This is a genomic window from Clostridium thermobutyricum, from assembly GCF_000371465.1.
GTDB lineage: Bacteria > Bacillota > Clostridia > Clostridiales > Clostridiaceae > Clostridium > Clostridium thermobutyricum.
Window position 1 is genome coordinate 906,371 of the sequence record NZ_KB850956.1, and the last position, 24,929, is coordinate 931,299.

Consider the following 24,929-nt stretch of genomic DNA (forward strand, 5'->3'; position numbering starts at 1 on the left):
TAATTGTAAACGGTTTTGAATAAAAATGGTATTATAAAAAAATAAAGAATGAGAACTAAATATAAACAAATAAAAAATTTTTTTTAAATCCTATTGAGTAAAAAGAAAAAAATATATAAAATCAAATCTAAATGTATGAAGCTTCATAAAATTAAATAACTAAAACTAAATTTAAAAGAAAGTAAGAGTGATTTTAATATGAATTTTTTTAAAGAGTTTTCTCCTTTTCAAAAAGGATTTTTTGTATTTTTTTTAATTGCTAGTATAATAGCTTTTTTTATACCAGTAATTACAGGGACGGGTACTTGGGCAACAATTTTTGAGTTTTCAAGTATAATAGGAATTATTTCAACAATATCAGGTATATTCACATCTATTTATCAAGCAAAAGCAAGTATTAAATGTTACTTTTGGTGGACTTTAAACACAGTAACATATGCTATAGTTGCTTGGTATGGTCAATTATATGGACAAGTAATACAAAATATAATTTTTATATTACCACTTATAGTTATTGGATTCATTGACTGGAGAAGAAATCTTCAAGAAAATCATAGTGAAGAAATTGAAATAAAAAGATTTAAAGCAAAGCATTGGATAATAACAATAATTTTTGTAATAGTTGGATGGATTTTATATGCATGGTTCTTAAAATCATTACCATATCTTTTAGAGCACGGATTTAAATTAATATTAGCACCAGATAAAGAATATATATTAGATTCACTAACAACTGTTTTTACAATATATGCAGTATTTTTAACTTCAAGAAGATATATGGAACAATGGTATTTCTGGATATTATCAAATTTAGGTATTGTTTTATTTATTGAATCAATGATAAAAAATGGATTTACAGTAAGTGATTTTTCAGGAGCTTTAGTATGGCTACAATATGGAATAATTGCATTTTACGGATTTTATAATTGGAATAAAATTTATAAAAAACATAAAAAATAAAAAAAACCGCATTAAGCGGTTTTTTTATTTTTCAAAAGATATTTTTTCACCCTTTATATTATATAAAGAAATTAGTCTTGTATTTTGTTGTTCTGCTACAGTTGCATGCATTCTGTTTCCAATTGCAGGATTTACCTTTTGTACATAGATAAGACCATCTGGAGTAACAGAAATATTTAAAATATTAACAGGATCAAATGAAATAAGAACACGACCATCTGGTTTTAAAAGGTCATATCTTTTTTCAGATTTACATATAAATAATCCATTTTCAAATTTAATACTGTTATAACCATTTTGACTAATTATACCTTTACCTTCTTCATAAAGATACATAGAATTTACAAATTTAGATTTAGAAACATTTTTATATGCTCCAAAATATCCATCAGGAGTTAAAGTTCCTTTTGATAAAGGCATTAAGTATAAATTTACAGACATAGTTTTCTTTGTATTTAAATTATAAAGAAAATCTTTATTATCCGTTGTTTGATAAAATACAGTTTTATTAGATATAGTTTGTACAACTCCAGGAACATCAGCAATTACTTCTCCATTAGAATTCATAATATATGATTTGTTATCTAAATATCCAACATAGTAATTTCCATTTTGGAAACTTTCTATTGCATAAGCATTTCCAGGAATAATAGTGTACTTAGGTTTGATTAAGAAATTACCACTTTTATCAATAAGCCCATACACACCATTTTGTTGTACTATAGCATAATTATCAGTAAATGCATAACCTGATTGAAATTCAAATGGAATAACAGTACTTCCTCTACTATCTACGTATCCATATAAAGAAACACCATTATAAACTTTACAAGCTAAAAATGGAGATGATTTTGCTTCCTTTTGTATATAAGTATATTTAAAAGATGATATAAAATTTCTGTTTACTAGATTATATAGTGCATAATTTCCATTGTTATTACCTACGGCAAATATATTTCCATAAACACCATGTATATTGTTGTAAGTAGGCTCTAAAACTACATTTCCATTAAAATCTAGTAATCCATATAGTCCTTTTTTATTAGTAACAACTATACCATTATCTTCAATAGTAACAGAAGAATAATCTTTAGATGATACTAAAATTTTTCCGTTTTTGTTTGCAATAGATTCATTACTTAAAGGATTTAGAATTAAAAAATCATTTTTAAATGATAATGTATTATATTTCATTGGAATTATAGTTTGGTTTTCAAAATTTATAACACCTACAAAGTTATTAGTATTATTAGACACTTCTAATAACTTATCTTTTAAACTAAGAACAGAAACATTTACATAATTAGAAGGAACTCTATCTAATATTTTTCCTTCATCAGTCATTATATCTGTTTCATTACTTTCTGTAGTACCTATAAAATAATATTCCCCATCAAGTTGTTTGGCGAATAATGTTTTATATTTAGGTTCAATTATAACTTTTCTTTTTGTATCAACAGCTCCATATAGATGATTAGTGCTGCTTTGGAAAACAAGAGGAGTTAGAGGTTCCACTTCTTTTTTAGTTTTTTTTGGTCCACCAATAAAAATAATAATAATACAAGCTAATATTATAATTAAAGGAGGTAATATCTTTTTAATTAGTTTTGGCATAAACTAACCTCCTAAACAAATATACTAAGTAATTAAAATTATAAAGGTTAAAGTATATGGAAATGTTAAAAAAAATAGTCGAAAACATAAATAAATTGTTAATAAATGAAAACTATTATTAAGTGAAGACTATATAAATTGTATTTATAAAATTTATTAATAAAAAAGTGTTAATATATATTAAAAAGAAAATCTATATATTGACTAGATAATTGAGTAAATCTATAATGAGTACTAGTAAGTTTGTAGTTAGTACCTATTAGTACTGGAGGAGTGTTATGGAAAAAAAGATAGAGATTATAGATAAAAAAAGAGAAATATTAAACGTTTCAATTGCTCTTTTTTCTAATAGAGGATATGATAAAACATCAGTTAAAGATATAGCAGATAAATGCAGCATGTCAAAAGCAACTATATATAAATATTTTGAATCAAAAGAAGAAATATTAATTAGTGTAATAAAACATTTTAATTCTATAATGATTGATTTAATTCAAAGCGTTGATTTAAATAAAAATTTAACTGAAAAAGAAAAGTTTGAAGAAAAGATATATTTATTACTTAAACATTTTTTTAGTAGAAGAGATTTAACAATAATTCTTACAAGAAATGAAGTTATAAGAAAAGATAAAAAGGTTGAACAACTTATAATAGAAAATAAAATTTTAATATTTAATTGGATTAAAGGAATGATTATTGAATGCTATGGAGAAGAAATAAGAGATAACATAGTAGACGTGAGTATATGGCTTACTGGAATATTAAGAGAGATGTCATTTTTATTTATAGCTAAAGATTATGTTATAGGTGATTTTAAAGAAATAGCAAAATTTATAGTTAGAAATATGAATTCTATAGTATCAGCTAATTTAGGCTACAAACCAATAATTAAATCTAACTTAATGGAAAAATTATTAATTGATAGACCTGTTGTTGAAGATAAAGAAACATTGTTTAGAAAATGGAATTGTAGAATAGAAGCTATAAGGAATATAATAAAAAATGATCTTACAGTAGGAAATAAAGAAGATGTATATGAAATTCTAGATATTTTATTAAAAGAAATAAAGAAAGAAAAAACAAATGATTTATTAATAAAAGGACTTCTTGCAGAGCTTGCAAAGATTGATAAAATAGATGAGAATATAAATTATTTAAAATATATTTGGGCTGTAATACAGAAATAAAATATAATTTTTTAATAAAAAATATAGCGAACTAAGTTTCACTATTTGTTTAATTTATTAGTGTAATTAAATACTATTCCCTATATTATTTAATTCAATTAATTAAGGGGTTAATATAATGAATGATGTCTTAAAGAATATTTCTATAATAACTATATAAAAATAGAGTTTGGTATTTGTACTCATCTAGGACATAATAATTTATAAGGGGGATTAAGATGGAGAATTTATTAAAAACTATTTTACCACTACTAGCAATCTTTTTAGGGTTACTCGCTATTTTTAAATACTATATCAATAAGCTGGAAAATAAAATATCTATATTAGAAGATAAAATTGAAAAATTAGAAAAAAAATAAATTAAATAACCTTAAATTTTTATTAACCGTCAAAATATTATTAGATATTTTGATGGTTTTTTACCATTTAAGTCTCTCGTTTAACATAAAACATACTTTAATACATGATATTATAATGTATTTTTTAGTTGCTTATAATAATTTCTAAAATAATAAAATATTTAAATTGAATTACGTACCTTGGTCTTTTATTAAATTAAAAAAAATTAAATTTATGATTCCCGACAGACAAAATTTGAAAAAATATAGTAAAATAAAAAGTGTATTTTAAGGAAGGGGGCTAATTATGACTTATGAATTTAAAATACCAAAAGATATAGGCGAATTTGATGTGAAAATTATTGAAGATGAATATTTTGACATTCCTAAAAATATAGAGAATATAAAAGAGATATTGGAGAAAAATAAAATTGATATTATTAAAGAAGATATTGGGGATATAGATAGTGATGAAAATCTTTTCTTTAATAAAATGAGTTTTATAGTTACAATGATAGCAGTTTGTCCACCAGTAGGATTAGTTCTTATGTATGCTTATGGAAAAAATACTGTTAAAAATAAAATTATAGTGACTATTTTAATTCTAATAATAGATATAATTATATTGTGTCTAATTGTCTATTTTCTTAGAAAATTTATAAATTAAAAGGATTAAAAAATATGTTAAAAAAAGATAAAGAGGATATTATGAATACAGAAACTAATTTTAATAGTTATGGTCATGGAGCTAAAGTACCAGTTGACTTAGATAAAGATATAAAAAAATTAGAAAAATACTTAGGAGTAGATACAAAGGCTAGTAGAATACCAACATATTTTGCTTTTGGAGGATTAGGATTAATATTTTTTGGAATGCTATTTCAAATTTTTATAGTAATAGGTATAATCTTAGAGTTAATAGGACTTTTCTTTGCAATTAGAAAAGAATACTCTATTGCTTATAAATGGAACAGATCAATAGTTATGTATTTAAAAAATGGTTTTAAGGAAAGTAATGACTATTTAGAAAGACTTCCAAATGAGGAAAAAGAAAAAGAGTCATATAAGAAAATGAAAAAGTTATTGTTAGAAAAAGAAGATCTTATGTAAAAAGAGAGGATTATAATCCTCTCTTTTTAATAATCAGAAAACTCAATTTCTCTTAAATCGTCTAATCTAGAATTCTTTTTGGCAATTCCAAAGTGGTCATGGTTATTAAGTATTGGGAGTTGTATTATAAAAGTAGTACCTACATTTACTGTGCTTTTAATATTTATATTACCACCATGTTGCTTTATAATTGATTTACAAAGAGAAAGTCCAATTCCACTTCCTTCATTTTTATTTAGAGATGAGTTATTGGCTTGTACAAATCTATCAAAAATTGTTTTTTGATTTTCAGGAGATATTCCACATCCAGTATCTTTTACAGATATAGTTAATGCGCATTCACTTAATTTATCAATAAAGACTGTTACTCTTCCGCCTGCAGGAGTGAATTTTAAAGCGTTAGAAAGTAAGTTTAAACAAACTCTTTCTATTTTATCGTTATCTACAAAAGTATAAATTTCTTCATAATTAGTATCAAATATAAGTTCAATATTTTTCTTTTCTGCATATGCAACTGTTGAAATAGTTACATCTTCTACTATTTCAACAATATTATATTTCTTTTTATCAAGAGTGAAATAGCCAGCATCCATACGAGTAGTATCTATAATATTATTGATTAATTTTAATAATCTAAAAGAATTCTTTTTTAGATATTTAAATTTTTCTAAACTATTTTCGGTTTTAAATTGAATTTCTCCATTTTTTATATATACTTCAAATAAGCTAACAGTACTAATAATTATGTTAAGAGGAGTTCTAAGTTCATGAGATATATTAGCAATAAAATTAGTTTTTAATGAATCAATTTTAATTTGAGAATTGTATAATTTTTTAAATATTATATTTTTAGAAATTAGATAGATAAAAATTACAATAAATAATAAAATTATATATTCAAAAATTTTAATCTTTTTATCTGAAAAGAAGCTTATATTATCTTTAAAGTCATAAGTTTCTATAGAATATTTATCATCTACTTTTAATTTATGATTTAGTTCTGTATTTATAAAAAAATCACAACTTTTAGGTATTGATTTCAAATTAATATCAGTTATAATTCCTGCGTCATAAAGTATATCATTAGCAATTGCATTTCCTATATAAATACCACTATATCCAAAAGAACCTACATTAAATCGCGTTCCATACTCTTTAAAGCCACCATAAATAGGGTTATCTGTAACACGAGCGATTTTTTCCATTGTACCAAAAGGAGTTAGTTCCGAAATAATTCCTTCTGTACTTAAGGTTTTATATAGATTTGAGAAAACAACAGTTAAAGAATTTTCTTCTTTAAGTTTATTTATTACTTTTGATTCAATATCACTATAAATAATATTAAATTTAATATTAGGATTATTAATCATATAATCTTCTATGTAAGAAAAAAATTTTGATTTAGTAAATGCTTTACTTACAAGAAAATTAACTGTTGAAACATTATGGGCTTCAATAATTATGTCCATTTTTTCATTAAGTTCAAAGTCTAGAAAAAATGGGGATACATTTTTAGGATATTTATAATCATTTTTTCCAATGTCAAAAGTAATAATTTTATAATTATTTAAATATGAATCTGAAAAGTTTCTAATTAATTTATTAGACTCTTCATTAAAAGAGATTATGCCTAAGATATTATTTTCATCTGCTAGTTTTTTTATACGTAGTGTTTCATTTTTGTCATTTGGATCAGTAATCATATAAGGAATTATATTTATATTATTTTCTGAAAAATTTAATGAAATTCCTTCTATGAGTTTTTTACAAAATTCAGATTCTAATTTAGGATTTAGAATAATAACAGATTTACTTTCATTACCAAAAGCAATATCACTAGGAATAAAAATAAATAAAAAACATAAAAAGAATGATAATTTAAAAGCTCTCATATTTACAATACCTCGATAAATAGAAATGAAATTTAAGTACATTTTACAATAAAATAAATGGAAAATAAAGTATTATTTATAATTTTTTTGTAAAATGGTGTGATTTGTATAAATTTAAATATAGAATATAATATAAAGAAAGATAAGAAATAAATTAAAGATTTTGAAAGGATTAAACTATGAGTAAAATATTAGTTTTAGCAGAAAAACCATCAGTTGGTAGAGATATAGCAAGAGTATTAAAATGTAATAATAATAAAGGAAGTTATATAGAAGGAAATAAATATGTAGTAACTTGGGCATTAGGTCATTTAGTTGGATTTCAAGACCCAGAAGGATATGGAGATAAATATAAGGCTTGGAATATGGAAAGTTTGCCTATGTTACCTAAACACATGAAAACTGTAGTATTAAAAAAAACATCAAAGCAATTTTATAATGTAAAAAAATTAATTAATAGAGAAGATATAAATGAAATAGTAATTGCAACAGATGCTGGAAGAGAAGGAGAACTTGTAGCTAGATGGATTATAGAAAAAGCAGGATCTAAAAAAAAGATAAAAAGACTTTGGATATCATCTCAAACAAATAAAGCAATATTAGAAGGATTCAATAATTTAAAAGATGGAAATAAATATAATAATCTTTTTAAAGCAGCGGAATGTAGAGCAGAAGCTGATTGGCTTGTAGGGCTTAATGTAACTAGAGGACTAACTTGTAAATATAATGCACAGCTTTCAGCAGGAAGAGTTCAATCTCCTACTTTAAGTCTTATAGTAAATAGAGAAGAAGAAATTAAAAATTTTAAACCTAAAGAATATCACACTATAACTGTAAAATCAGATAAATGCAATTTTACTTGGGTAAATAAAGATAACAATGGAAGAATATTTGATTTAGAGTTTAGTAAAAAAATTGAAATGAAACTTAAAGGTTCAAATATAAATATAGTAAATGTAAATAGTAAAGATAAAAAAGCTTATCCAAAAGCTCTTTATGATTTAACAGAACTTCAAAGAGATTGTAATAGACTTTTTGGATTTTCTGCAAAGCAAACTTTAAATATAATGCAAAGATTATATGAAAACTATAAAATTTTAACATATCCAAGAACAGATTCAAGATATATTACTACAGATATAGTAGGAACACTTAAAGATAGAATAAAAGCAGTTGGAGTTGGAGAATACAGAGCAATTTGCGAAAATCTTATGAAAAAAGATATTAAAGGAAATAAAAGTTTTGTAGATAATTCAAAAGTATCAGATCACCATGCTATAATTCCAACAGAAGAAAGAGGAAATTTAGCTCTTTTAAGTTCAGATGAAAGAAAAGTTTATGATTTAGTAGTAAAAAGATTTTTAAGTCATCTTATGTCTGCATATGTTTATGTAGAAACCACATTAGAGGGAGAAGCTAATGGAGAAAAACTTCTTGCTAAGGGAAAAGTTGAAAAAGAAAAAGGATGGAAGAGACTTTATGAAAAATTAGACGAGGATGAATCTTCAGATGATATAAAAGACCAAACGTTACCTGTTATAAATAAAGGGGAATCTCTACAAATTAAAAATGTAGAGGTTAAAAAGAATTTTACAACTCCACCAGCTAGATTTAATGAAGCAACTCTTTTATCAGCAATGGAAAATCCACAAAAATACATTAATGTAGATAAAGCTTCAGCTAAAACTTTAAATGAAACAGGTGGACTTGGAACAGTTGCAACTAGAGCAGATATTATAGAAAAATTATTTAACTCATTTGTTATAGAAAAAAGAGGAAAAGATATTTATCCAACATCAAAAGGAAAGCAACTTATAGAGCTTGTTCCAGAGGATTTAAAATCACCATTATTAACAGCAGAGTGGGAAAGAAGACTTGATGCCATAAGTAAAGGAAAAGAAGATCCAAATAAATTCTTAAAGGAAATAAGAAATTATACAGTAGCCCTTATTGAAGATGTAAAACTTGCACAAAGCAAATTCCATCATGATAATTTAACAGGAAAGAAATGTCCTAAATGTGGAAAATATATGCTTCAAGTTAAAGGAAAGCAAGGAGAAATGTATGTATGCCAAGATAGAGAATGTGGGCATAGAGAAAATATTTCAAGAATAACAAATGCAAGATGTCCTGAATGTAAAAAGAGACTAGAGCTTAGAGGTTCAGGAGATGGAAAAATATATGTATGTCCTGGAGCAAACTGTAACTTTAGAGAAAAAGAATCTCAATTTAAAAAGAGATTTGAAAAAAATGATAAAGTAAATAAAAGAGAAGTAAATAAAATAATGCAAAAGATGAAAAAAGAAGCAAATGAAGATATCAATAATCCATTTGCAGCACTTTTAAAAGATTTTAAATAAAAACAAAGTCATTATTCTAACATAGTTAAGAATAATGGCTTATTTTTCTTCTAATAAATTTATTAATTTTTAGAAATACTAATTTTGATACTTACTTGGAGGTGAAATAGTATGGCAAAAGATAGTCAACCAGATAATAAAAGAGCTAGAATGGAAAAATGTAATTATCAAACACCAATAACTAGTGAAGAAGGAAAAAATCATAATAGAACAGCTAAAAAACATTCAATTAAACGTGAAGGTTTCCAAAGTGACCATATAAATTAATTAAAATAAAAAGCTCTATTTTATTAAATAAAATAGAGCTTTTTATTTTAAAGTATTTTTTAATAGTTTAAATAATGTTTATTTAAATAAATTTGTAAAGATATGTGAATTATATAATTATAATCATATGTTATAATTAACTTTAGAAATTTATATTAATATAGAAAATATTATAATGTGTTAAAATAATAATATAAAATTAATTTAAAAAGGAGAATTAAAATGTTAGCTATTTTATCACCAGCTAAAAAACTTTTAGATAGAGAATTTAATAAAAGTTTAAAATGTACTAGAACAAGATTTGACAATGAAAGTATAAAGATAAATAACAGATTAAAAGAGTTTAATCCAGATGAGTTATGCTCTTTAATGAAAATATCTGAAAAGCTTAGAGATGATGTTTTTTCATATATACATAAATTTAGTACAGTTGATAGAGAAAATTTATTTCCTTGTATTTTCTATTTTAACGGAGAAGCTTTTAGAGGGCTAGAAATAGAAAGTTATAGTGAAGAGGATCTTTACTATGCAAATAGTCATTTACGAGTTTTATCAGGATTGTATGGAGTTTTAAGACCTCTTGATTTAATAAGTAAATATAGACTTGAAATGGGAACAAAACTAAATATAGAAGATAAAAAAAATCTATATGAGTTTTGGGGAGATAAAATAAAAAATACTATACTAGAGGATTTAGAAAAAACTGAAACAAATATACTTGTAAATTTAGCTTCAGAGGAATACTCTAAATCAGTAAAACTTAATGAATTAAAAGGTGTACAAGTTATAACTCCAGTATTTAAAGAATATAAAAATGGAAAGTATAAAGTAGTAACAGTACATGCTAAAAGATGTAGAGGGCTTATGGCTACATATATAATGAAAAATAAAATAAAGACAAAGGATGAATTAAAATCCTTTGACTTAGAAGGTTATATATTTAGAGAAGATATGAGTAATGAAAAAGAATTTGTTTATACCTTAGGATAAATTATCTTTTTTAGATATAGAATTTCTTTTTTCTAAGGCATTATCCCTATCTTTTATCATCTTTTTACAATTTGTGAAAAGTAAATATAAGGCAACAAAAAAAGGAATAGAAATTATTAAAAATATTACTAGTTTCATACATATTCTCCTTTGTTTCTAAAGTTTATTAATAATATTTTAATATAAAATTACTTTAAAATAAAGAAAATAGTATGTAAGATAATAAATGTAGTGTAAAAAAATAGGAGGGGCAAATTATGTCTACAATAATTTTGGCTTTAATAGATATTATAGTTGTAATCATAATGATAACTACTTTTATAAAGGCATTCAGTAATTATAAAAAAGTTGGAAAAATAGATAATTATAAAAGTGAAATAAGTGAAGAGATGGAAGCATATAATAAAAAAGGAACAGGATATATGATGATAGCAGTATTATCAGTTCCCATATTTTTAATTTTAACATTCTTCATAATTATACAAGTTGTCTTGTTTTAGTAAGTAAAAGCTTTATTTTTTAAATAAAGCTTTTACTTATTGGGAAAAAAAGGAATATGTGATATCATTTAAATATAGGTTAGTAAAATGGGGGAATTTTATGAGAAAAGTTTTAGTGATAGGTGGTACTAGATTCTTTGGAAAAAAGTTAGTAAAAACTTTAATAAATAGTGGAAATGAAGTAACTATTTTAACAAGAGGAATTGTAAAGGATGATTTTGGAGATAAAGTAAAAAGGATAAAATGTAATAGAAAAAATAAAGAAGAATTAAAAGAAGCTTTAAAAAATAAAAAGTTTGATATAGTTTATGATAATATTTGTTATTCACCAAATGAAGCTTTAATAAGTACAGAAGTTTTTAATGGAAAAACTAAAAGATATATAGTTACTTCTTCTGCAGCTGTTTATAATAAAAAGAGGGGAGAAATGATTAAAGAATGTGAATTTAATCCTAAAGATTATGAAATAACTTTTGGAGATAGAGAGGATTTTTCATATGCTGAAGGAAAACGATTAATGGAAGCTGTATTTTATAAATATTCTAAATTTGAAGTTGCAATGGTAAGATTTCCTGTAGTAATAGGTGAAAATGATTATACAGGAAGACTTAATAGTTATATAAATTCTGTAATTAAAGAAAAAAAGATTTATTCCACAAAAAAAGATTATAAAATGAATATTATAACAGAAGATGAGGCAGGAATATTTTTAGAATGGCTTGGAAAGAAAGACATAAATGGTCCCATTAATGCAGCATGTTTAGGAGAAGTAAATTTAAGTGATATAATAGAAATGATAGAAGAAGAAACAAATGTAAAAGCATTTGTAGATTCATCAATAGATATAGATGATACATCTCCTTATAATGATCAACTTAATTTAACTATGAGTACTTCATATATAAGAGTATTCTTTTTGTATAGATTCAAAGATGCAAAAAGTGAGATGAGACAAATTATAAAAGAAGAATTAAGAAAGGAAGCTAAAAAATGGAAAGTACATTTATAAAAACAATAGAAAAAGATATTGATGGATTAATGGGAGGCGCTTTTTTAACAGCAGGAAATGATAAAGAGTTTAATACAATGACTATAAGCTGGGGAAGCATAGGATTTATGTGGAGAAAGCCTGTATTTATGGTTTTAGTTAGAGAATCAAGATATACAAATGAATTTATGAAAAATGGAGAAAGCTTTACAGTAAGTATTCCATATGAAAAAAATAAATTAGAAGCATTAAAAATTTGTGGAACAAAATCAGGAAGAGATGTAGATAAAGAAAAAGAAGCAGGAATTAAGTTTATAAAAAGTAAAAAAGTAAAAACTCCAATTATTGAAGGTTGTGAAAAATATTATGAATGTAAAATAGTATTTAAAAATACTATGAATTTAGATGATTTAGATAAAGAATTTGTTAAAACATTCTATGATGGAGAAACAAAAGGGCATGTTCTTTATTTTGGTGAAATTGTAGAAGAATATTAATTTGTAGAAAATAGGCAGTAATTAAAAATTACTGCCTATTTTTTTAACATAAATAATATAAAAAACATATTCTATAGTAAATACTTATAAAAGGAGAAATTCTATGGATATGTATGTTTTAATTGCTTTTGGAATAAGTGTATTAGTTTGGTCTATAAGTGTATTTAGTAAAAGATTAAGGTTATATAAAAGAGGAAAGAGAATAAGAGGGAAAATAATAGATTTTAGAAAATTAGAAGAAGTTATTTTAGAAACTTGGAGTTATAGAGAAAAAGTAACATTGTATAAACCTGTTATAGAAATAGAACTAAATGGGCAGAAGAAAGTTTTTAATTATGAAGAAGAAATTGATAGGAGAAAGTATGAAATTGGTGATGAAATCGATGTCATATATGATAGAAGAAGCAAAGAGATTTATATGGATTCCAGGATAGAATTTTTCAGATTTCCAATACTTTTATTTATGCTATCATTAATGTTATTTTCATTTTCATTAATGTTATTTTTGTTTAAGTATTAATAATATGTAAAATATATAGATTAAACATAATGAATATGAATAATTGTAGTATAATTTATAAAAATAAAAAAACTACCTATATAATTCTGAAAATAAGGTTCAGATGTTTCTACAAAAAAACCGTAAATTTTTTTACTATAGGTAAATCAAATTTATAGATATGTCTAGTTTTGGTTTACCTAAATTTCCAAGGCTAGTTTTTTTATTTAAAATTTAGGGGGAAAACAAAGGATGAACTTATTAGAAAAAATATTTAAACTAAAACAAAATAAGACAAATGTCAAAACAGAAGTTATAGGAGGATTAACAACCTTTGTTACATTTGCTTATGCTTTGCTTGTAATTCCAAATATATTAAAGCTTTCAGGAATGAATTTAGAAGGATTAAAAGGAAATGCTGCAAATAAAATTTCTATGGCAACAGATCCAATAGTAGCATCTGCCTTTGCATCAGTATGTATAGCAGCTGCAATAGGAACACTTATAATGGCTTTTTATGCAAATTTACCATTTGTATTAGCACCAGGACTTGGATTAGTATCATTTTTTACTTTTAATGTTTGCATAAAACTTAATTTTAGTTGGCAAGAAGGACTTGCAGCAGTATTTATATCAGGAATTTTGTTTGTAATTATAACATTAACATCTATTAGAGAAAAAATAATTTATTCAATTCCGCAAAATTTAAAATATGCAATTACAGCAGGAATTGGATTATTTGTTACAATAATTGGACTAAAAAGTGGAGGAATAATTGTTTCAAATCCATCAACTTTAGTAGCTTTTGGAGATTTTACAAATAAAGCTGTATTATTATCAATAATAGGATTAGTAATAGGTGTTATATTAATGGCTAGAAATGTTACTGGGGCTATATTAATATCAATAATTTTAACTACTATTATTGGAATACCTATGGGAGTAACTAATCTTACTGGAATGAAAATATTTTCTCTTCCTCATATAGGTAATACTTTTTTTGCAATAGATTTAAAAGGATTATTGACAAGTAATGGACATGGGATTTTAGGAGCTATTTTAACAGTTCTTATGGTAGTAATAACAATAAGCTTAGTAGATCTTTTTGATACAATAGGAACTTTATTAGGAACAGCACAAAATGCAGGAATGGTTGATGAAAGTGGAGAAGTAACAAATTTAAGAAAAGCACTTACTTCAGATTCAGTAGGAACTACAATAGGAGCTTTATTAGGGACAACTACTCTTGCTACAGTTGTAGAAAGTTCTTCAGGAATAGCACAAGGGGCAAGAACTGGTTTGTCAAATGTGGTTGTAAGTTTAATGCTAATTTTATCATTATTTTTTAGTGGGTTAGTTGGGATTGTTCCTCAAAGTGCATCATCTCAAGCTTTAGTTATAGTAGGAATTCTTATGATGAGAGCAGTAACAGAAATAGATTTTAAAGATTTTTCAGAAGCAGTACCAGCATTTTTTACAATAGTTATGATGCCTTTTACATATTCAATAGCAAATGGAATTGCAATAGGACTTATATTTTATCCTATATGTAAAATTGCTACTGGTAAAGGAAAGGAAGTAAATAAAATAATTTATATATTTGCAATATTATTTATATTAAGATTTATACTTATGCCAGACTAATAAGAAAGATTGATTGGAGATAAGGATTTACCTTTATCTCTCAATCAATTTTTTTTATTTTATAAAATTATATAGATTAAGGTAATTAGTTCTTGAATTAGTATTTTTTTATTAAATAGTTGACAAATTAGTTTGATTATATTATAGTTTGATTATCAAAAGATTTGAAATAAGAAATATTTGATTGACATTGATTTATGTTGTTAAAGATATTATAGTTATATTTAGGAATTTTAGAATCTGGAGGATTAAGAATGGATAAGAAAGAAAAAATTTTAAATGAGCTAATGGTAGATTTATTTAATGACATACTTCAAATTGAAGAACAGGCTTTAAAGCAAGGAGCTTTAAATGATTTATCTGTAACAGAAATGCATACTTTAGAAGCAATTGGAATGTACACAGAAAGAACCATGTCAGAAGTGGCACAAGATTTAAAGATAACAGTTGGTACATTAACAACTGCTATAAATAAATTAATAAAAAAAGAATATGTTGAGAGAAAAAGAATTGAGGAAGATAGAAGAGTTGTTTTGATTAAATTAACAAAAAGAGGAAAGCTTGCATATAGACTTCATGAAAAATTTCATAATGATATGATTAAAGCTACAATTGATGGCTTATCAGAAGAAGAGGAAAATACTCTTATATCATCCTTAGAAAGATTAAATGAATTTTTTAAGAGAGAATACAATCTAAAAAAATAAGGAGAGAATAAATGAATGCAGTTAAAATAAAATCTGTTGGAGCATATTTACCTTCAAATATAATTACTAACGAAGATATAAGTAAGTTAGTAGAAACAAATAATGAATGGATTGTTGAAAGAACAGGCATTAAAAGTAGAAGAATATCAAAAGGTGAAGATACTTCAAGTATAGCAAATAAAGCTGCAAAAATAGCTTTAGATAGAGCAAAAGTAAAAGGAGAAGATATTGACTTAATTATAGTTGCTACATTAACTCCAGATAATTTTACTCCATCAGTAGCATGTATAATCCAAAAAGAAATTGGAGCAGAAAATGCAACAGCATTTGATATAAATGCAGCCTGTACTGGATTTATATATGCTTTAGAAGTTGGAAGAAGTTTAATGGCAGTTGGAAGATATAAAAAAGCACTTATAATTGGAGCAGAAACATTATCTAAAATAGTAGATTGGTCTGATAGAAGTACATGTATACTTTTTGGAGATGGAGGAGGAGCTTGTGTCTTAGAAACTTCAGATTCAAAGGAAGGAATTATAAATTCATATAGTATATCAGATGGGAAAAAAGGTGAGACTTTAATAGCAGGTGCGGTAGATGTAAATAATCCTTTCATAGAGGAAAAAGTAGAAAAACATAAATATATAAAGATGAATGGTAGAGAAGTATTTAAGTTTGCAACTAAATCAATGACCTCATCTATAGAAAAAGTTTTAGAGAATACAGAATATACATTAAATGATATAGATTTAATAATACCTCATCAAGCAAATTTAAGAATTATAGAATATGCTGCAAAAAAGCTAAATTTACCTTTAGATAGGTTTTATATAAATTTAGAAGATGTAGGAAATACATCAGCAGGATCAATACCAATTGCGCTAAATAATGCCTTTGAAGAAGGAAAGATAAAAAAAGGTATGAAAATAATATTAGTTGGTTTTGGTGGAGGGTTAACTTGTGGTTCAACCCTAATAAAATGGTAAAAATTATAGAAATAAAAAATATTAAAATTTGGAGGAATGAAAAATGATATTTGAAGAAATTAGAGAAGTTGTATGTGAACAATTAGGAGTAGAAGAAAATGAAGTAACTATGGAAACAACATTTGAAGATTTAGGAGCAGATTCTTTAGATCTTTTCCAAGTAGTTATAGAGCTTGAAGAAAAATTTGGAATACAATTAGAAGATGCAGAAAGAATTAAAAGCATTAAAGATGCTGTAGAGTATGTTCAATCAAAAATAAATGCTTAATTAAAGTTTACTTGTAATTAATTTAATGGAGTAAAAACTTTAAAATAGAAAATCGGGCTCTTCTTAAAAAGTAGATCCCGATTTAATTATATAAAGAAAAGTCATTCATAATATATCAGGAGGATTTTTAATGAAAAATAGAATTTGTGACGTGTTAAATATAGAATATCCAATTTTACAAGGAGGGATGGCTTGGATTGCTGATTCTTCATTAGCAGCTGCTGTAAGTGAGGCAGGAGGATTAGGAATTATAACAGGAACAGCTCCAATAGATTGGATAAGAGAAGAAGTTAGAAAAGTTAAAGAGATTACAGATAAACCATTTGGAGTAAATATAATGTTAATGTCTGAACATGCAGATGAAGTTGCTAAATTAGTATGTGAAGAAAAAGTTCCAGTAGTAACAACAGGAGCAGGTAGTCCAGGAAAGTATATGGAAATGTGGAAAGAACATGGAATAAAAGTTATTCCAGTAGTAGCTTCAGTAGCTCTTGCGAGAAGAATGGAAAAAATGGGGGCAGATGCAATAATAGCAGAAGGAACAGAATCAGGAGGACATGTAGGACAATTAACAACAATGACTTTAATACCACAAGTTGTTGATTCTGTAAGTATACCTGTAATCGCAGCAGGGGGAATAGGAGATGGAAGAGGTGTAGCAGCATCATTTATGCTAGGAGCATTAGGAGTTCAAATAGGAACAAGATTTCTAGTAGCAAAAGAATGTACTGTACATCAAAATTATAAAGATAAAGTTTTATCAGCTAAAGATATAGATACAGAAGTAACTGGAAGATCAACAGGGCATCCAGTTAGAGTTTTGAAAAATAAATTATCAAGGCAATATATGAAACTTGAAAAAGAAAATGCAAATATAGAAGAGTTAGAAGAGTTAGGAAGAGGATCTCTTCCGAGAGCAGCTAAAGATGGAGATGTAGTTACAGGATCAGTAATGGCAGGACAAATATCAGGACTTATTAATAAAGAGCAAACATGTAAAGAAATAGTTGAAGATTTAATAAATGGAGCAAAAAGTTTAATTAAAGACTTGGAGGGCTAATTATGGGAAAGATAGGTTTTCTTTTTTCTGGGCAAGGTGCACAGACAATAGGAATGGGAGAAGATTTATTTAAAAATAGAGAAGAGTGTAAAAATGTCTTTGAAAGTGGAGAAAATTTATTAAATATGGATATATTAAATAAAATGTTTAATGGTGATGAAGAAACACTTAAAAAGACTAGTATAGCTCAACCTGCAATAGTTTTAACTTCTTTAGCAGCAGCTGAGGCTTTAAAAAATGAAGGAATAGAATGTGATTATTCATGCGGATTAAGTCTTGGAGAGTATACAGCTTTAATACACAGTAGAGTTATATCTTTTGAAGATGGAATAAAGCTTGTAAAAGAGCGTGGAAGAATAATGGAAGAAGCCGGAATAAAAGTTAAAGGTAAAATGGCAGCTGTTTTAAAATTAAAAGAAGATAAAGTTGAAGAATTAGTTAATAGATGTAAAGAATTTGGAATTATAGAAGTAGCAAATTATAATTGTCCAGGACAAATTGTTATAGGAGGAGAAAGTGATCCTATTGATAAGAGTATTGAAATTGCAAAAGAACTTGGAGGAATGGCTATTCCTTTAAAGGTTAGTGGAGCTTTTCATACCTCTCTTTTAAAAGAAGCAAGTGAAGAATTTTATAATTATATAGAAAAAGTAAAATTTAATGAAATAGATGAAAAAATATATTCAAATTTAAAAGGTAACTTATATGTTAAAGAAGATAATATAAAAAATACACTTAAAAATCATATGATTAAATCAGTTTATTTTGAAAAAATAATAAGGGATATGATTTCAAAAGGAGTAGATACTTTTATTGAAATAGGTCCTGGAAAAACACTTACTGGATTTGTAAAAAAAATAGATAGAAAAGTAAAAATATTAAATGTATATGATATAGAAAGTCTAAATAATTGTATGAAAAATATTAAACAAATATGATTAATAGAAATAGTTGGAGGAATTTATGCTAAAAGGAAAAAATGCAATTGTAACAGGTGCAACAAGAGGAATTGGTAGAGAAATAGCAAAAAAATTAGCCGCTTTAGGTGTAAATATATTAATAAATTATAGAAGTAATGATAAAGAGGCAGAAGAGTTAAAAATAGAATTAGAAAATATGGGAGTAACTGCTTTAGTTTATAAATGTGATATAAGTGATTTTGATGGTGTTCAAGATATGATTAACTTTGCAAAAGAATATTTTAGTAAAATAGATATTATGATAAATAACGCAGGAATAACTAAAGATACACTTGTATTAAGAATGAAAAAAGAAGATTTTAATTCAGTAATAGATGTAAATTTAAAAGGAGTATTTAACTGCATAAAAGGAATAACTCCAATTATGGTTAGACAAAGAGAAGGAAATATAATAAATCTTTCATCAGTAGTTGGAATAGTAGGAAATGCAGGGCAAGTAAATTATTCAGCATCAAAGGCAGGCGTTATAGGAATGACTAAGTCATTAGCAAAAGAACTTGGAGGCAGAGGAATAAGAGTAAATGCAGTAGCTCCTGGATTTATAGAAACAGATATGACTTATGCATTAGGAGATAAATTTAAAGATGAAGCTAAAAAATCAATTCCGTTAAAGAGACTTGGAGAAGCAAAGGATGTGGCAAATTTAGTAGCATTTTTAGCTTCAGAAGAATCATCATATATAACTGGGCAAGTTATAAATGTTGATGGTGGAATGGTAATGTAGTGGAGGAAAAAGTAATGAATAGAAGAGTTGTAGTAACAGGTATGGGGGGGTTAACACCTATAGGAAATAATGTAGAAGAATTTTGGAAGAATGCCAAGGAAGGAAAAAATGGTATAGATTTTATAACTTTATATAATAATGATGAAACAACAGTTAAAATTGCTGGAGAAGTAAAAGGATTTGATCCAGTTGAAGCAGTAGGAAAAAAAGAAAGTAAAAGGTTAGATAGATTTTCACAATTTGCATTAGCAGCAGCAGATGAAGCTATAAAAAGTGCAAATTTAGATTTAGATACTCTTGATAGAGATAGAATTGGGGTTATGATTGGATCAGGAATTGGTGGATTCCAAACAATAGAAAATGAAGTAGCGAAAATGACAAAAAATCCTGATGGAAGAGTAAGTCCATTCTTTATTCCTATGTCTATAGTAAATATGGCATCAGGAAACATTTCAATTAAATATGGATTAAGAGGACCTTCATTAGCTGTTGTTACGGCTTGTGCTACAGGAACTAATTGTATAGGAGATGCTTTTAGAGAAATTAAACATGGATATGCAGATATAATGCTTGCAGGAGGAGTAGAAGCTCCTATAACTAAAGTTTCTGTAGGAGGATTTAGTAGTCTAAAAGCTTTAAATACTTCTAATGATCCAAAAAGAGCTTCAATACCTTTTGATAAAGAAAGAAGTGGATTTGTAATGGGAGAAGGAGCTGGTATATTAGTTCTTGAATCTCTTGAATCAGCACAGAAAAGAGGAGCTAATATTTTATGTGAAATAGTAGGATATGGAACAACTTGTGATGCATATCATATTACTTCACCAGATCCAGAAGGAAATGGTGCTTCCAAAGCTATTCTTTTAGCAATAGAAGAAGCTGGAATAAAAAAAGAAGATGTTTCTTATATAAATGCTCATGGAACATCAACTCCTTTAAATGATAAATTTGAAACAAATGCAATTAAAAAAGCTTTTGGAGATTTTGCATATAAAATACCAATATCATCAACAAAGTCAATGACAGGACATCTTTTAGGAGCTGCTGGTGGTGTTGAAGCTATAGTTTGTGTAAAATCAATACTAGATAACTATATACCACCAACAATTGGATATGAAAATAAAGATGAAGATTGTGATTTAGATTATGTTCCTAATGAGGGAAGACAATGTGAAGTTAATTGTGCATTAACAAATTCATTAGGATTTGGTGGACACAACGCAACTTTATTATTTAAAAAGTGGATGTAGGAATAGGGAGAAGTTATGGATATTAAGGAAATAAAAGAATTAATAGAATTAATTAATTCTTCAGATATAGCGTATTTAGAAATAGAAACTAATGATGGACGTATAAAAATGGATAAATCATTAACTAGAAATTTAGTTTCTGATAATAGTAGTAAATCTGTTACTTATATAGAAGAAAAAGAAGAAATTAAAAGAAATGAAAATAAAAAAGAATCTGCAAAAGAATTAGTAGAAGAAATTGAAAAGGATAAAGAAACTTTTAATAAATTAGAAGGAATAATTATAACTTCACCAATGGTTGGAACATTCTATTCAGCTTCATCACCAGATAGTGATCCATTTGTAAAAATTGGAGATAAAGTTAAATCTGGAGATATTTTATGTATAATAGAAGCTATGAAGTTAATGAATGAAATAGAAAGCGAATTTAATGGTGAAGTAATAGAAGTTTTAGTTAAAGATGGAGATATGGTTGAGTATGGAACACCTATTTTCAAAATTAAGGAGGTTAAATAATTATGATGAATATAAAAGAAATAAAAGAAATTTTACCTCATAGATACCCATTTCTTCTTGTTGATAGAATAACAGAAATTGAAGAAGGGAAAAGCATAACAGGCTATAAAAATGTAACTGCGAATGAAGAGTTTTTTAATGGCCATTTTCCAAATGAGCCAGTTATGCCAGGAGTGTTAATATTAGAAGCAATAGCTCAAGTAGGAGCGGTAGCTTTATTAAGTAAAGAAGAATTTAAAGGGAAAATACCACTTTTTGCTGGAGCAGATAAAGTAAGATTTAGGCAAAAAGTAGTTCCAGGAGATAAATTAGAATTAAGTTGTGAAATAATAAAACTTAGAGGTCCAGTAGGAATAGGAAAAGGTATAGCAAGTGTTGATGGAAAAAAGGTTTGTGAGGCAGAGATAATGTTTGCAATAGGATAGGTGAGTTTTTATGTTTAAAAAAGTTTTAATAGCAAATAGAGGAGAAATAGCAGTAAGAATAATAAGAGCATGTAGAGAATTAGGAGTAGGAACAGTTGCTGTTTATTCAGATATTGATAAAGAAGCACTTCATGCTCAAATTGCAGATGAAGCAGTATGTATTGGGGGATATATGGCTAAAGATAGTTATCTTAATATAACTAATATATTGAGTGCATGTGTTCTTACAGGGGCTGATGCTATACATCCAGGTTTCGGTTTTCTATCAGAAAATGCGAAATTTGCTAAAATGTGCAAAGAATGTAACATAAAATTTATAGGACCTGATTATGAATCAATTGAATTAATGGGAAACAAAGCTCGTGCTAGAGAAATAATGCAAAGTGCAAATGTACCTATTGTTCCTGGGTTTGAAGGAAAAATAAAAGATTTAAATCATGCTAGAGAAATTGCTGAAGAAATAGGATATCCAGTTATAATAAAAGCTTCTGCTGGAGGCGGCGGAAAAGGAATAAGAATAGCTTATAACTTAGAAGAATTTGAAAAAGGATATAATACTGCTAAATCAGAAGCAATGGCATGTTTTGGAGATGATACATTATACATTGAAAAATTTATAGAAAATCCTAAACATATTGAATTTCAAATATTAGGAGATAATTATGGAAATGTAATTCATTTAGGTGAAAGAGAATGTTCTCTCCAAAGAAAAAATCAAAAGGTCCTAGAAGAAGCTCCATCTTCTATTATTGATAATGAACTAAGAAATAAAATAGGGGAGATTGCTAAAAATGCAGCTAAAGCTGTAAATTATAAAAATGCAGGAACAATTGAATTCTTGGTTGACAAAGATAAAAATTTTTATTTTATGGAAATGAATACGCGAATACAAGTAGAACATCCAATAACTGAAATGGTTACTGGTATAGATATTGTTAAAGAACAGCTTAAAATAGCTAGTGGTAAAGAATTATCTTATAAACAAGAAGATATAAAGATAAAAGGTCATGCTATTGAATGTAGAATTAATGCCGAAGAGCCAAATTTTGATTTTAGACCATGTCCTGGAAAGATAACAGAATTATATCTTCCTGGAGGATTTGGTGTAAGATTAGATTCAGCTATATATTGTGGATATAAAATTCCACATTGCTATGATTCAATGATAGGTAAGCTTATTGCATATGGAAATAATAGAAATGAAGCTATTATGAGAATGAAAAGAGCATTAAGTGAATTTGGAGTTGGAGGAGTAAAAACAAATATAGAATTTCAATATTGGTTATTAGAAACAGAAGAATTTTTAAATGGTGATTATCATACTGGTTTTTTAGGAAATAAGTTAAAGGAAAAAATGGAGAAAATATAGATGCTTAAAGATTTATTTAGTAAGAAAAAAAGTTATGGGACAATTAAAAATATAAATAGTGATGTAAAAGAATCACAACCAAATATTCCATCAGGTATGTGGGATAAATGTGAAAATTGTAATTCAATAATATATCACGAAGACTTAAAGCAAAATAATTATGTATGCAATAAATGTAATCACCATTTTAAACTTAGAGCTTATGATAGAATAAAAATGTTTCTAGATGAGGATAGTTTTCAGGAACTTTATAAAGAGTTAAGTACAAAAAATCCTTTAGATTTTAAAGACTATGAAGAAAAATTAGATAAAGCTCATAAAAATACTGAAAGTAGTGAAGCAGTTGTAACAGGAATAGGAAATTTAAATGGAGTAAAAGTTGCAATAGGAGTTATGGATAGCTACTTTATGATGGGAAGTATGGGAACTGTAGTTGGTGAAAAACTTACTCGCTTAATAGAAAAAGCTACAACTGATAAATTACCACTTATAATATTTACAGCATCAGGTGGAGCTAGAATGCAAGAAGGAATATTTTCTCTTATGCAAATGGCAAAAGTTAGTGCTGCCTTAGCAAAGCATAGTGATGAAGGACTTTTGTATATAACAATTTTAACTTATCCAACTACTGGTGGAGTTACTGCTAGTTTTGCAATGGAAGGTGATATAATTCTTAGTGAACCTAAAGCACTTATTGGATTTGCAGGAAGAAGAGTTATAGAAAATACAATAAAACAAATTTTACCTGAAGATTTTCAAACAGCAGAATTTTTGTTGGAAAAAGGTTTTGTTGATAAAATAGTAGAAAGAAAAGATTTAAGAACTTGTGTATATAAAATACTAAAAATTCATGGAGGTAAGAGGTATGAATAGGGGATTAATAAAAACTATGTCTCCATGGGAAAAAGTAAATGTAGCTAGACATAAAGATAGACCTACAGGAGAATTTTATATAAATAACATCTTTGAAGATTTTATAGAATTTCATGGTGATAGAAATTTTGGAGATGATAAAGCTGTAATAGGTGGAATAGCATTATTAGATGGCAAGCCAGTTACTGTTATATCTATAACTAAAGGTGGAAATACAAAAGAAAATTTAATAAGAAATTTTGGAATGCCAAAGCCAGAAGGATATAGAAAAGCTTTAAGATTAATGAAACAAGCTGAGAAATTTAATAGACCTGTAATATGTTTAGTTGATACTTCAGGAGCTTTTTGCGGAGTTGAAGCAGAAGAAAGAGGGCAAGGGCAGGCAATAGCTCTTAATCTTCTTGAAATGAGCAAACTTAAAACTCCTATAATATCATTAATAACTGGTGAAGGTGGAAGCGGTGGAGCTTTAGCTTTAGCTCTTGGAGATTCTATAGGAATGTTAGAACATTCAATTTATTCAGTTCTTTCACCAGAAGGTTTTGCATCTATACTTTGGAAAGATGGAAGTAAAATGAAAGAAGCAGCTGAAGTAATGAAAATAACAGCACAAGATTTAATGGGATATGGAATTATAGATTTTATAGTTAAAGAGCCAAATGGAGGAGCACACAAAAATCCAATTAAAACGGCCAATAGTATAAAAAAAGCTATAATTTCTGAATTAAATAAAATTAGTTCATTAAATATAGATGAACTATTAAATAAAAGATATTCTAAATTTAGAAATTATTAATTGTAAGAATATTCATAATAGAACTTTTCTATTATGAATATTTTTTTTGAAAAATATTTTTATTAAATAAGAATTATAGTATTGAATTATATAAATGGTTTTGTTAAAGTATTTCTATATTATTTGGAA

General features: G+C 26.3%; 28 protein-coding genes and 1 riboswitch. Of the genes, 25 read left to right on the forward strand and 3 right to left on the reverse strand.

The window, feature by feature from the left end; all coding sequences use genetic code 11:
* Positions 1 to 198: 198 nt before the first annotated feature.
* Positions 199 to 960 (forward strand): nicotinamide riboside transporter PnuC, encoded by a 762-nt coding sequence (gene pnuC, locus HMPREF1092_RS04015; RefSeq protein WP_002597331.1) that lies wholly within the window; start codon positions 199 to 201, stop codon positions 958 to 960.
* Between the two features lie 24 nt (positions 961 to 984).
* Here the strand turns inward: pnuC and HMPREF1092_RS04020 are convergent, their stop codons facing one another.
* A complete protein-coding gene (locus tag HMPREF1092_RS04020) occupies positions 985 to 2,574 on the reverse strand; it encodes a WG repeat-containing protein (protein WP_002597332.1) in 1,590 nt (529 codons plus the stop codon).
* 278 nt (positions 2,575 to 2,852) lie between these two features.
* On the opposite strand from HMPREF1092_RS04020, the gene HMPREF1092_RS04025 reads away from it, so the two are divergent.
* The 4 genes from HMPREF1092_RS04025 (at position 2,853) to HMPREF1092_RS04035 (ending at position 5,209) form a co-directional block, all read left to right on the forward strand.
* Entirely contained in the window at positions 2,853 to 3,761 is a 909-nt protein-coding gene (locus tag HMPREF1092_RS04025; protein WP_002597333.1) for a TetR/AcrR family transcriptional regulator, read from the forward strand.
* Between the two features lie 218 nt (positions 3,762 to 3,979).
* Positions 3,980 to 4,120, forward strand: coding sequence for a hypothetical protein (locus HMPREF1092_RS17100; protein WP_186003707.1), 141 nt, complete (start codon positions 3,980 to 3,982; stop codon positions 4,118 to 4,120).
* Between the two features lie 286 nt (positions 4,121 to 4,406).
* Entirely contained in the window at positions 4,407 to 4,766 is a 360-nt protein-coding gene (locus HMPREF1092_RS04030; RefSeq protein WP_002597334.1) for a hypothetical protein, read from the forward strand.
* Between the two features lie 41 nt (positions 4,767 to 4,807).
* Complete coding sequence (locus HMPREF1092_RS04035) at positions 4,808 to 5,209, forward strand: hypothetical protein (protein WP_144054925.1); 402 nt, start codon at positions 4,808 to 4,810, stop codon at positions 5,207 to 5,209.
* A 26-nt stretch (positions 5,210 to 5,235) separates the two neighbouring features.
* On the opposite strand, the gene HMPREF1092_RS16430 is transcribed toward HMPREF1092_RS04035, so the two are convergent.
* A complete protein-coding gene (locus HMPREF1092_RS16430; protein WP_002597336.1) occupies positions 5,236 to 7,101 on the reverse strand; it encodes a sensor histidine kinase in 1,866 nt (621 codons plus the stop codon).
* A gap of 179 nt (positions 7,102 to 7,280) precedes the next feature.
* Between HMPREF1092_RS16430 and HMPREF1092_RS04045 the strand changes: the two genes are divergently transcribed.
* The 3 genes from HMPREF1092_RS04045 to yaaA all read left to right on the forward strand — a co-directional run bounded on the left by HMPREF1092_RS04045 (position 7,281) and on the right by yaaA (position 10,718).
* Positions 7,281 to 9,461 carry a DNA topoisomerase III gene (locus HMPREF1092_RS04045; protein ID WP_002597337.1) on the forward strand — a complete coding sequence of 727 codons (2,181 nt, stop codon included), beginning with the start codon at positions 7,281 to 7,283 and terminating at the stop codon, positions 9,459 to 9,461.
* Positions 9,462 to 9,572: 111 nt separating this feature from the next.
* Entirely contained in the window at positions 9,573 to 9,728 is a 156-nt protein-coding gene (locus tag HMPREF1092_RS17105) for a hypothetical protein (RefSeq protein WP_002597338.1), read from the forward strand.
* A gap of 222 nt (positions 9,729 to 9,950) precedes the next feature.
* Positions 9,951 to 10,718, forward strand: a complete 768-nt coding sequence (gene yaaA, locus HMPREF1092_RS04050; RefSeq protein ID WP_002597339.1) for a peroxide stress protein YaaA — start codon at positions 9,951 to 9,953, stop codon at positions 10,716 to 10,718.
* Here yaaA and HMPREF1092_RS17110 read toward each other — a convergent pair.
* Positions 10,710 to 10,856, reverse strand: coding sequence for a hypothetical protein (locus tag HMPREF1092_RS17110; RefSeq protein WP_002597340.1), 147 nt, complete (start codon positions 10,854 to 10,856; stop codon positions 10,710 to 10,712). The two genes, yaaA and HMPREF1092_RS17110, sit on opposite strands and share 9 nt — an antisense overlap.
* A 119-nt stretch (positions 10,857 to 10,975) precedes the next feature.
* Between HMPREF1092_RS17110 and HMPREF1092_RS04055 the strand changes: the two genes are divergently transcribed.
* The 17 genes from HMPREF1092_RS04055 (at position 10,976) to HMPREF1092_RS04135 (ending at position 24,800) form a co-directional block, all read left to right on the forward strand.
* Complete coding sequence (locus HMPREF1092_RS04055; RefSeq protein ID WP_002597341.1) at positions 10,976 to 11,218, forward strand: hypothetical protein; 243 nt, start codon at positions 10,976 to 10,978, stop codon at positions 11,216 to 11,218.
* Positions 11,219 to 11,318: 100 nt separating this feature from the next.
* Positions 11,319 to 12,227: an NAD-dependent epimerase/dehydratase family protein gene (locus HMPREF1092_RS04060; RefSeq protein WP_002597342.1), complete on the forward strand. Its 909-nt coding sequence runs from the start codon at positions 11,319 to 11,321 to the stop codon at positions 12,225 to 12,227.
* The gene (locus tag HMPREF1092_RS04065) at positions 12,209 to 12,703 is read left to right on the forward strand and encodes a flavin reductase family protein (protein WP_002597343.1); all 495 of its coding nucleotides are present in this window, start codon (positions 12,209 to 12,211) and stop codon (positions 12,701 to 12,703) included. The genes HMPREF1092_RS04060 and HMPREF1092_RS04065 overlap by 19 nt, the downstream gene beginning before the upstream one ends.
* A gap of 103 nt (positions 12,704 to 12,806) precedes the next feature.
* Positions 12,807 to 13,223, forward strand: coding sequence for a DUF3592 domain-containing protein (locus HMPREF1092_RS04070; RefSeq protein ID WP_002597344.1), 417 nt, complete (start codon positions 12,807 to 12,809; stop codon positions 13,221 to 13,223).
* Positions 13,224 to 13,279: 56 nt separating this feature from the next.
* Positions 13,280 to 13,381, forward strand: a riboswitch (purine riboswitch).
* A 73-nt stretch (positions 13,382 to 13,454) separates the two neighbouring features.
* Positions 13,455 to 14,846 (forward strand): NCS2 family permease, encoded by a 1,392-nt coding sequence (locus HMPREF1092_RS04075; protein WP_002597345.1) that lies wholly within the window; start codon positions 13,455 to 13,457, stop codon positions 14,844 to 14,846.
* A gap of 254 nt (positions 14,847 to 15,100) precedes the next feature.
* Complete coding sequence (locus HMPREF1092_RS04080) at positions 15,101 to 15,553, forward strand: MarR family winged helix-turn-helix transcriptional regulator (RefSeq protein WP_002597346.1); 453 nt, start codon at positions 15,101 to 15,103, stop codon at positions 15,551 to 15,553.
* Between the two features lie 11 nt (positions 15,554 to 15,564).
* Positions 15,565 to 16,539, forward strand: a complete 975-nt coding sequence (locus HMPREF1092_RS04085; RefSeq protein ID WP_002597347.1) for a beta-ketoacyl-ACP synthase III — start codon at positions 15,565 to 15,567, stop codon at positions 16,537 to 16,539.
* A 43-nt stretch (positions 16,540 to 16,582) separates the two neighbouring features.
* Positions 16,583 to 16,807 (forward strand): acyl carrier protein, encoded by a 225-nt coding sequence (acpP, locus tag HMPREF1092_RS04090; protein ID WP_002597348.1) that lies wholly within the window; start codon positions 16,583 to 16,585, stop codon positions 16,805 to 16,807.
* A gap of 130 nt (positions 16,808 to 16,937) precedes the next feature.
* On the forward strand, positions 16,938 to 17,867 hold the full coding sequence (fabK, locus tag HMPREF1092_RS04095; protein ID WP_002597349.1) for an enoyl-[acyl-carrier-protein] reductase FabK: 930 nt from the start codon (positions 16,938 to 16,940) through the stop codon (positions 17,865 to 17,867).
* Positions 17,868 to 17,869: 2 nt separating this feature from the next.
* Positions 17,870 to 18,805, forward strand: coding sequence for an ACP S-malonyltransferase (gene fabD, locus HMPREF1092_RS04100; RefSeq protein WP_002597350.1), 936 nt, complete (start codon positions 17,870 to 17,872; stop codon positions 18,803 to 18,805).
* Positions 18,806 to 18,830: 25 nt separating this feature from the next.
* Positions 18,831 to 19,571, forward strand: coding sequence for a 3-oxoacyl-[acyl-carrier-protein] reductase (gene fabG / locus HMPREF1092_RS04105; protein WP_002597351.1), 741 nt, complete (start codon positions 18,831 to 18,833; stop codon positions 19,569 to 19,571).
* 14 nt (positions 19,572 to 19,585) lie between these two features.
* Complete coding sequence (gene fabF, locus HMPREF1092_RS04110; RefSeq protein ID WP_002597352.1) at positions 19,586 to 20,821, forward strand: beta-ketoacyl-ACP synthase II; 1,236 nt, start codon at positions 19,586 to 19,588, stop codon at positions 20,819 to 20,821.
* A gap of 15 nt (positions 20,822 to 20,836) precedes the next feature.
* Complete coding sequence (accB, locus tag HMPREF1092_RS04115; RefSeq protein ID WP_002597353.1) at positions 20,837 to 21,337, forward strand: acetyl-CoA carboxylase biotin carboxyl carrier protein; 501 nt, start codon at positions 20,837 to 20,839, stop codon at positions 21,335 to 21,337.
* A 2-nt stretch (positions 21,338 to 21,339) separates the two neighbouring features.
* Entirely contained in the window at positions 21,340 to 21,762 is a 423-nt protein-coding gene (gene fabZ, locus HMPREF1092_RS04120) for a 3-hydroxyacyl-ACP dehydratase FabZ (protein ID WP_002597354.1), read from the forward strand.
* 10 nt (positions 21,763 to 21,772) lie between these two features.
* On the forward strand, positions 21,773 to 23,131 hold the full coding sequence (locus tag HMPREF1092_RS04125; protein WP_002597355.1) for an acetyl-CoA carboxylase biotin carboxylase subunit: 1,359 nt from the start codon (positions 21,773 to 21,775) through the stop codon (positions 23,129 to 23,131).
* A complete protein-coding gene (gene accD / locus HMPREF1092_RS04130; RefSeq protein ID WP_002597356.1) occupies positions 23,132 to 24,004 on the forward strand; it encodes an acetyl-CoA carboxylase, carboxyltransferase subunit beta in 873 nt (290 codons plus the stop codon).
* Entirely contained in the window at positions 23,997 to 24,800 is an 804-nt protein-coding gene (locus HMPREF1092_RS04135) for an acetyl-CoA carboxylase carboxyltransferase subunit alpha (protein ID WP_002597357.1), read from the forward strand. Before accD ends, HMPREF1092_RS04135 begins: the two co-directional genes overlap by 8 nt.
* Positions 24,801 to 24,929: the final 129 nt, after the last annotated feature.